Source organism: Streptomyces sp. NPDC004111 (genome assembly GCF_042874215.1).
In the GTDB taxonomy this organism is placed as follows: domain Bacteria; phylum Actinomycetota; class Actinomycetes; order Streptomycetales; family Streptomycetaceae; genus Streptomyces.
The window spans coordinates 1-8,077 of sequence record NZ_JBIAMU010000051.1; the positions used below are offsets into that span (position 1 = coordinate 1).

At 71.2% G+C, this 8,077-nt stretch carries 1 protein-coding gene; it reads right to left on the reverse strand.

Translation table 11 applies throughout. The features are described from left to right. A partial coding sequence (locus tag ACFYVL_RS44515) for an SDR family NAD(P)-dependent oxidoreductase (protein WP_389255899.1) occupies nt 1–8,077 on the reverse strand: 8,077 nt, incomplete at both ends.

Genomic DNA, 8,077 nt, shown 5'->3' on the forward strand with positions numbered 1-8,077 from the left:
TGGGCGTGACGGTCTCGGGCAGGTCCACCAACCCGCCCCAGTGCAGAGGCTGTTCCAGTGCGACGACCCGGCCGAGACCCCACACCAGGGCCTGCGGCATTCCGACGACGGCGTCGTGGGGCCCGGTGGACATCGCCTGCCGGGTCACGCTCCACAGCGGAGCCTCGATCCCGGTGTCTCCCATGGCCTGCGACAGCAGTACCGTCCACGCGTAGCCGACGGGCACCGACGCGAAGGCCGGGTGCGGACGCTCGTCGAGAGCGACCAGCGAAACGACACCGCTGAGGCCCACCGCTCCGCCGAGCCGCCCGGTGAGCTCGGCACGACCGAGGTCGTTGTCACCGAGTACGAGCAGCGACGGCTGGGCCCCATGGGCGGCCAGCGCCTCGACGGTGCCCGCGACCCACGGGTGCTCCGCCTCGGCCTCGGGAACGACCACGAGCCACGAACCCGACAGCGAAGCGGGCTGGTTGCCGGTCAGTGGCCGCCACTCGACGCGGTAACGGAGCGATTCGATCTCCGACCGTTCGTTCCGCTGCCGGCGCCAGGCCGACAGCGCGGGCAGCAGACTGCTGAGCTGCTCGCCGTCGAGCCCGAGGGACGCCGAAAGGGACTCGGTGTCCTCCCGCTCGACCGCCGCCCAGAACTCGCCGTCCGCTTCCGCCGCAGGCGCGACCGCCACAGGGGTCCGCTCGATCCAGAAGCGTTCCCGCTGGAACGGGTACGTCGGCAGATCCACGCGCCGCGCGCCGCTCCCGGCGAACACGGCATGCCAGTCCGTCACGACACCGAAGGCCGACAGCTCGGCAACCGAGGTCAGGAACCGACGTACGTCCCCCTCACCACGGCGCAGCGAACCCGTCGCCACGACGGCCGTCTCGGCCGCGTCAGCGATGTCGCGCACGCCCGCCGCGAGGACGGGGTGGGGGCTGGCCTCGACGAAGACGGTGTGTCCGGTGTGGAGGAGCGCCTCGATGGTGTCCTGGAACTGGACGGTGTGGCGGAGGTTTTCGTACCAGTACGCCGCGTCCAGCTCTGCGGTGTCGGTGAGTTGGCCGGTGACGGTGGAGTGGAAGGGAATGTGTCCGGTGTGGGGAGCGACGGGCGCGAGTGCTTCGGCCAGTTCGTCCTTGATTTCCTCGACGTGTGCGGAGTGGGAGGCGTAGTCGACGGGGATGCGCTTGGCCTGCGGGAAGTCCGCGAGGACTGCTTCCAGCGCTTCGTTGTCGCCGGAGACGACGGTGGAGGCGGGTCCGTTGACGGCCGCGATGGACAGTCCGTCGCGGTCACGGAGCTGGTCGGCCGGGAGGGGTACGGAGACCATGCCGCCGCGTCCGGAGAGGGCGAGGAGTGCCTTGCTGCGCAGGGCGACGACGCGGGCGCCGTCCTCCAGCGTCAGGCCGCCCGCGACGCAGGCGGCGGCTATCTCGCCCTGGGAGTGTCCGACGACGGCGGCAGGTGTCACTCCGTACGAGCGCCACAGTTCTGCCAGCGAGACCATGACGGCCCACAGGACCGGCTGGACCACGTCGACCCGGCGCAGGGCTTCCTCGTCGTCGAGGACGTCGAAGAGGGACCAGTCCACGAACGGGTTCAGGGCGTCCGCGCACTCCTGCATACGGGTCGTGAACACGGCCGACGTGGCAAGGAGTTCGCTGGCCATGCCGGTCCACTGCGAACCCTGGCCCGGGAACACGAACACCGCACCCGACGGAGATCCGGCCGTGCCCGTCACCACACCCGGCGCGGGCTCCCCGTGCGCGACCGCTGCCAAGCCGCGCAGCAGTTCGTCCCGGTCGGAGCCCACGACCACAGCGCGGTGCGACAGCAGCGTCCGGGCCGACACCAGGGACCAGCCCGCATCCGTGAGATCCAGGTCCGGAGTCCGGTTCGCCGCGTTCCGCAGCCGCTCGGCCTGCGCCCGCAGTGCGGTCTCGCTCTCGGCGGACAACACCAGCGGGAATGCGGGGAGTTGGGCCCTCGGCTCCTCGGAGTCGGTTGCCGGGGCGGACTGCTCCAGAATGACGTGGGCGTTGGTGCCGCTCACGCCGAACGACGACACACCCGCACGGCGCGGAGCACCCGTCTCGGGCCAACGCGTCGAGTCGGTGAGCAGTTCCACCGCACCCGCCGTCCAGTCGACGTGCGGGGTGGGCTCGTCGACGTGCAGGGTCTGCGGAAGCACACCGTGGCGCATCGCCATGACCATCTTGATCACACCGGCCACACCGGAGGCCGCCTGGGTGTGTCCGATGTTCGACTTCACCGAGCCGAGCAGCAGGGGCTGCTCGCGGTCCTGCCCGTACGTCGCGAGGAGCGCCTGCGCCTCGATCGGGTCGCCCAGCTTGGTCCCCGTACCGTGCGCCTCGACCGCGTCCACTTCGGACGTGCTCAGGCCCGCGTTCGCCAGCGCCTGGCGGATGACGCGCTGCTGGGAGGGGCCGTTGGGGGCGGTGAGGCCGTTGGACGCGCCGTCCTGGTTGACGGCGGAGCCGCGTACGACCGCGAGGACGTCGTGGCCGTTGCGCACGGCGTCCGAGAGGCGCTCGACGAGGAGCATGCCGACGCCCTCGCCCCAGCCCGTACCGTCCGCGGCACCCGCGAACGCCTTGCAGCGCCCGTCGGCGGCCAGTCCCCGCTGCCGCGAGAACTCCACGAACGTTGCCGGTGTCGCCATCACGGTGACACCACCCGCGAGAGCGAGCGAGCACTCGCCGTTCCGCAGCGCCTGCACCGCCCAGTGCAGGGCGACCAGCGACGACGAGCATGCCGTGTCGACGGTCACCGCGGGGCCTTCGAGACCGAAGGTGTAGGACAGCCGGCCGGACACGACACTGCTGGCGTTGCCGGTCAGGAGGTAGCCCTCCGAACCCTCCGGCAGTTCGCCGTCACCGCCGCCGTAGCCCTGTGCCGAAGCCCCGACGAACACGCCGGTCCGGCTGCCCTTGAGGTCGGCCGTGGAGAGGCCCGCGCGCTCGAAGGTCTCCCAGGCGGTCTCTAGCAGGAGCCGCTGCTGCGGGTCCATCGCCGTCGCCTCGCGCGGCGAGATCCCGAAGAAGGCCGCGTCGAAGTCGGCGGCGTCGTGGAGGAAGCCGCCGGACCGCACGTAGGAACGGCCAGAGCGCTCGGGGTCGGCGTCGTAGATGTCGGCGAGGTCCCAGCCGCGGTCCGTGGGGAACGGCGAGACGGCGTCCCCGCCGGCACTCACCAGTTCCCAGAAGGACTCGGGGGAGTCGACGCCGCCGGGGAAGCGGCAGCCCATGCCGACGATGACGATCGGGTCGTCGTCCGGGGCGTGCGTCGCCACCGGTGCGAGGACCACCTCGGCGACCCCCAGTGCCTCCCTGCACACGTGCTCGGCCAGGGCCGTCGGGGTCGGGTAGTCGTAGACGACCGAGGCGGGCAGGGTCAGCTCGGTGACGGAGCCGAGCCGGTTGCGCAGCTCCACCGCCATCAGCGAGTCGAAGCCCAGTTCCTGGAACGTCCGGTCCAGGCCGACCGAGGCCGACTCCGCGTGCCCCAGCACTTCCGCGACCCGGTCCCGGATCAGCTCTACGACGGTACGGTTCCGCTCCTCCTCCGGCAGTCCCGCGAGCCGGGCCGCGAACGCGCCGACGGGCCCGTCCGCAACCTCGACAGCCGTGCCGGCGGGCGTGGCGGCCTCCGCCGTCAGCTCGCTCAGCAGGGGACTCGGACGCTGTGCGGTGAAGAGCGGGCCAAAACGTGCCCAGTCGACGTCGGCGACCACGACGGCCGTCTCGTCGTTGCTCATCGCCTGCCGCAGCGCGGCAACGGCGAGCTCGGGCGCCATGCCCGACACCCCGCGCTCGACGAGGAAGTCCTCACCGCCGACCGCCATCCCGCCGCCGTCCCACATGCCCCAGGCGACGGAGGTGGCGGGGAGTCCTTGGGTGCGGCGGTGGTGGGCGAGTCCGTCGAGGAAGGCGTTGGCCGCGGCGTAGGCGGACTGGTTTCCGCTGCCCCACACGCCCGCGATCGAGGAGTACAGGACGAAGGCGTCGAGCTCCAGGTGGCGGGTGAGGTCGTGGAGGTTCTGGGCCCCGGTGACCTTGGCGTGGACGCTGTCGGCGAATTCCTCCGGTGTGAGCCCGTCGAGGGCGCCCCAGCTGGGGACGCCTGCGGCGTGGACGACGGTACGGAGGTCGGGGAGGGTGTCGAGGAGTGCGGTGAGGGCGCCGTGGTCGGCGACGTCGCAGGCGGCGATGGTGACCTGTACACCGAGTGTTTCGAGTTCGGTGGTGAGTTCGGTGGCGCCGGGGGTGTCGAGTCCGCGTCGGCCGGTGAGGACGAGGTGGTCGACGCCGGTGGTGGCGAGCCAGCGGGCGACGTGGCCGCCCAGGGCCCCCGTACCGCCGGTGATCAGCGCGGTGCCGCGACCGTTCCAGGGAGTGTGCCGGTACGACGCCGGGCGGATCGCCCGGTTCAGACGGCAGCCCCACAGGCCGGAGTCGCGAACGGCGACCTGGTCCTCGCCGGTGGTGCCGGACAGCACGGCGCACAGCGCGGCGGCGGCCGGCGCTGTCAGTTCGGCGGGGAGGTCCACGAGACCGCCCCACAGACCGGGGTGCTCCAGGGCGGCCACCCGGCCGAGCCCCCACACCTCGGTTCCGTACGGATCCACCACGTCACCGTCGACCACGCGCACCGCACCCCGGGTGACGGCCCACAGCGGGGCGCGCACCCCGGAAGAACCGAGGGCCTGCACGAGCACGACCGTCGATTCGGCGGTCAGCAGCGCGACCACGCCCGTGAGCGCGGCGGCCTCCGACTCGGCGACAGGTGCCGTGACCTGGGGGTTCTCGGAAGTCCCGGTCAGGTCGGCGACCGTACGTACCTGTACGTCGGCCCCTGCCGCGGACAGCGCGGCGACCACGTCCGTTGCCGAGCCGGACGCCTCCGGCTCCGTGAACACCCACCAGGTGCCGGACAGCCCGGCCTCCCGCTCCGGGACCGCGCCGGTGAGCGGCGTCCACGTCAGCTCGTACCGCCAGCGCTCGGAGTCCGGAAGCGGTCGTTCCGCTTGCAGCCAGTAGCGCTCGCGCTGGAAGGCGTAGGTGGGCAGGGCCACCTGCCGGGCCCCGGGGAACACGCTGGGCCAGTCGATGTGGGTGCCGCGGGCGTGGAGGGTGCCCAGGGCGGTCATGAGGGTGGGTGCTTCGGGGCGGTTGTGGCGGAGGGCTGGGGTGCCGTGGCCGTCGGTGAGGGTGGTGAGGGAGCCGTCGGGGCCGAGTTCGAGGAGGGTGGTGGTGCCCAGGGTGCGGAGGGTGTTGAGTCCGTCGGCGAAGCGGACGGTTGCGCGGATGTGGCGGGCCCAGTAGTCGGGGGTGGAGAGTTCGTCGCCGGCGATGTCGCCGGTGAGGTTGGAGACGATGGGCAGGGTGGGGGCGTGGAATTCCACGGTGTGCAGGACGGCGGTGAAGTCGTCGAGCATGGCGTCCATGCGGTGGGAGTGGAAGGCGTGGCTGACGTGCAGCCGACGGGTCTTCACACCTTGGGCGTTCAGGGTGTCGGTCACGGCTTCCACGGCGTCTTCGTCGCCGGAAATGACGACCGAGGAGGGTCCGTTGACGGCGGCGAGGGTGACGCGGTCGTCGAGCAGGGGGACAACGTCGGCTTCGGGTGCGGTTACGGAGGCCATGGCTCCGCCTGCGGGGAGGGCCTGCATGAGTCGTCCGCGTGCGGCGACGATCTTTGCCGCGTCGGGGAGTGACCAGACTCCGGCTACGTGTGCGGCGGAGAGTTCGCCGATGGAGTGGCCGAGGAGATGGTCAGGGGTGATGCCCCACGAGTTGACGAGGCGGTAGAGGGCGACTTCGAGGGCGAAGAGACCGGCCTGGGTGAAGGCCGTTTCGCGCAGCAGGTCCGCGTCCTCGCCCCAGACGACCTCGGTGAGGGAACGGCCGAGGTGGGTCTCCAGCTCCGCGCACACCTCGTCCCACGCCTGTGCGAACACCGGGTAGGCGGCGTGCAGTGCACGGCCCATGCCGAGCCGCTGCGAGCCCTGACCGGCGAAGAGCATGCCCAGCCCGCCCGTCACCGGGACCGTGGTGAGCAGCGAATCCAGGCCGCTGAGCAGTTCGTCCCGGTCGGTGCCCACGACCACGGCACGGTGGGACAGCGCGGCACGCGTGGACGCCAACGACCATGCGATGTCGACCGGTTCGAGTTCCGGACGGTCCTCGACGAAGGACCGCAGCCGCTCCGCCTGGGCCCGCAGCGCGGCTTCGCCCTCGCCGGAGAGCACCCACGGAACGGCGGGCAGCTCGGCCCGTACCGACTCCTGCGCGGACAGCACCGGGGGCTGTTCGAGGATCACATGGGCGTTGGTGCCACTCACGCCGAAGGCGGACACACCTGCCCGTCGGACCCCCGCCGTCTGCGGCCATTCGGTCTGTTTGGTGAGGAGTTCGATGTTGCCTGTGGTCCAGTCGACGTGGGTGGTGGGTTCGTCGATGTGGAGGGTTTGGGGGAGGAGGCCGTGTTGCATGGCGAGGATCATTTTGATGACGCCGGCGACGCCTGCGGCGGCTTGGGTGTGGCCGATGTTGGACTTCACCGAGCCGAGCAGGAGGGGGTGTTCGCGGTTTTGGCCGTAGGTGGCGAGGAGGGCTTGTGCCTCGATGGGGTCGCCGAGGGTGGTGCCGGTGCCGTGTGCTTCGACGGCGTCGATGTCGGCGGCGTGGAGGCCGGCGTTTGCCAGGGCTTGGCGGATGACGCGTTGTTGGGAGGGTCCGTTGGGGGCGGTGAGTCCGTTGGAGGCGCCGTCTTGGTTGATGGCGGAGCCGCGGAGGGTGGCGAGGATGGGGTGGTTGTTGTGGTGGGCGTGGCTTTGGCGTTCGAGGGCGAGCATGCCGATGCCTTCGGAGAAGCCGGTGCCGTCGGCGGCTTGGGCGAAGGCTTTGCAGCGGCCGTCGGTGGCGAGGCCGCGTTGGCGGGAGAATTCGATGAAGAGGCCGGGGGTGGCCATGATGGTGATGCCGCCGGCGAGGGCGAGGGTGCATTCGTTGTTGCGGAGTGCTTGTGCGGCGAGGTGGAGGGCGACGAGGGAGGAGGAGCAGGCGGTGTCGATGGTGAGGGCGGGGCCTTCGAGGCCGAGGGTGTAGGCGACGCGTCCGGACATGACGGAGGCGCTGTTGCCGGTGCCGATGTGGCCGCCGAGTTCTTGGGGTTGGTGGTGGGTGAAGAGGGTGGCGTAGTCCTGGCCGTTGGTGCCGGTGAAGACGCCGGTGGTGGTGCCTCGGAGGGTGTGGGGGTTGATGCCTGCGTGTTCGAGGGCTTCCCAGGAGGCTTCGAGGAGGAGGCGTTGCTGGGGGTCCATGGCGAGGGCTTCGCGGGGTGAGATCCCGAAGAAGCCCGCGTCGAAGCGCGTCGCGTCACCGAGGAAGCCGCCCACACGCGTGTAGGAGGTGCCCGGGTGGTCGGGGTCGTCGTGATACAGGGAATCCAGGTCCCAGCCGCGGTCGTCCGGGAACGGCGCCATGGCGTCGGTGCCCTGGGTGAGGAGCTGCCAGAGCTGTTCGGGGGAGTTGGCTCCGCCGGGGAAACGGCAGCTCATACCCACGATGACGATCGGATCGTCGTCGACGTGCGGGAGTGCGGTCCTTGCCGGTCCGTCGGCTGCGTCCGGGGCGCCGAGGAGTTCGGTCCTGAGATAGCGGGCCAGGGCGGTCGGGGTGGGGTGGTCGAAGACGGTGGTGGCGGGGAGCCGCAGTCCGGTGGCGGCGCCGAGCCGGTTGCGGAACTCCACGGCCATCACCGAGTCGAAGCCCAGGTCCTTGAAAGCGCGGTCGGCCGGGACGGCCTCCGGCGAGGAGTGCCCGAGGACCACCGCCATGTAACGGCGCACCAGATCCAGCAGGAACCGGTCCTGGTCAGCCTTGTCCAGGGCGATGAGCTGCCCGGCCATGGCGGAACGCCCCGACACCGTTTCGGTCCCGGCCACGCCCGCACCCGCCGCGCTCAGTTGGCGTACTTCGGGGAGGTCGGTGAGGAGGGGGCTGGGGCGGGTGGCGGTGAAGGCGGTGTAGTGGCGTTCCCAGTCGATGTCGGCGACGGT